The 1,259-nt window shown below is 68.6% G+C and carries 1 protein-coding gene and 1 pseudogene; both read left to right on the top strand.

The genetic code is table 11. The features are described 5' to 3' along the window. A pseudogene (locus MOV75_RS38715) lies at nt 1-598 on the top strand (cobyrinic acid a,c-diamide synthase); the annotation flags it as partial. Continuing rightward, nucleotides 595-1,259: uroporphyrinogen-III C-methyltransferase (gene cobA, locus MOV75_RS38710; RefSeq protein WP_247008094.1), on the top strand; the 665-nt coding region annotated here is incomplete at its 3' end. The pseudogene MOV75_RS38715 and the gene cobA, both read left to right, overlap by 4 nt.

Below are 1,259 nucleotides of genomic sequence, written 5' to 3'. Positions count from 1 at the left end.
CAACGTGGCGCCGCCCGGCCAGCGCATTGCGCTGGCCCGTGATGCCGCATTCTCCTTCGTCTATCCGCATATGCTCGAGGCCTGGCGCGCGGCGGGCGCCGAGATATCGCCGTTCTCGCCGCTGGCCGATGAAACGCCCGACGCGAGCGCCGACGTGTGCTGGCTGCCCGGCGGCTATCCCGAGCTTCATGCCGGCAGGATCGCCTCCAATGCGCGCTTTCGCAGCGGCCTGCGCGACTTTGCCGAAACGCGGCCGGTGCATGGCGAATGCGGGGGCTATATGGTGCTGGGAACCGCGTTGACCGACGCGGACGGTATCCGCCATGAGATGACGGGCCTTCTTGGCCTCGAGACGAGCTTTGCCAAACGCCGCATGCATCTGGGCTACCGCCTCGCCGAACTCGCCGCGCCGATACCGGGCCATCAGGCCGGTGCGCGCCTGCGCGGCCACGAATTCCACTATTCGACGATCCTCGCCCAGCCCGACACGCCGCTGGCCGTGGTGCTTGATGCGACTGGCGCGGTCATCGCCGAGACCGGCTCGCGGCGCGGACGTGCCACCGGCACGTTCTTTCATCTGATCGCGGAGGACCGGTGAGCGGTTTTGTCTCCTTCATCTCCGCCGGCCCCGGCGATCCCGAGCTGCTCACGCTCAAGGGCGCCGCGCGGCTGCGCGAGGCCGACGTCGTGCTCTATGACGATCTTGCGTCGGGTGCGATCCTCGATCTCGCCCGGCCCGGCGCCAATCTCGTCGCGGTCGGGAAGCGGGCCGGGCGACCCTCGACCAAGCAGCACCATGTCAACCGTCTCCTGGTCGACTATGCCGCGACAGGCGTGCGCGTGGTTCGCTTGAAGTCGGGCGACGCCGGCATTTTCGGCCGGCTCGAGGAGGAGCTGGAGACGCTGCGCGAGGCGGGCATCGGCTATGAGATCATTCCCGGCGTCACCTCGGCCTGTGTGGCCGCCGCGCAAGCGGGCATTCCCCTGACCCGTCGTCATACCTCGCGCCGGGTGCAGTTCGTGACCGGGGCTGATGTGACGGGCGAGCTGCCGCCGAATCTGAATTGGGCTGCACTGGCCGATCCTGAAGCGACGACCGTGGTCTATATGGGGCGGCGCACCTTCCCGGGGCTTGCCGCAAAATTGATTGCGCACGGTCTCGCCGCGGATACGCCGGCGCTGTTCGCCGAATCCCTCGGCCGCCCCGACGAGCGGCTGGTCCGGACCACCATTGCCGAGCTTGCCGAGCAGCTTGCCCG

It is taken from the genome of Bradyrhizobium sp. PRIMUS42, assembly GCF_023006515.1.
In the GTDB taxonomy this organism is placed as follows: Bacteria; Pseudomonadota; Alphaproteobacteria; order Rhizobiales; family Xanthobacteraceae; genus Bradyrhizobium.
This window is presented reverse-complemented; position numbering and strand designations above follow the sequence as displayed.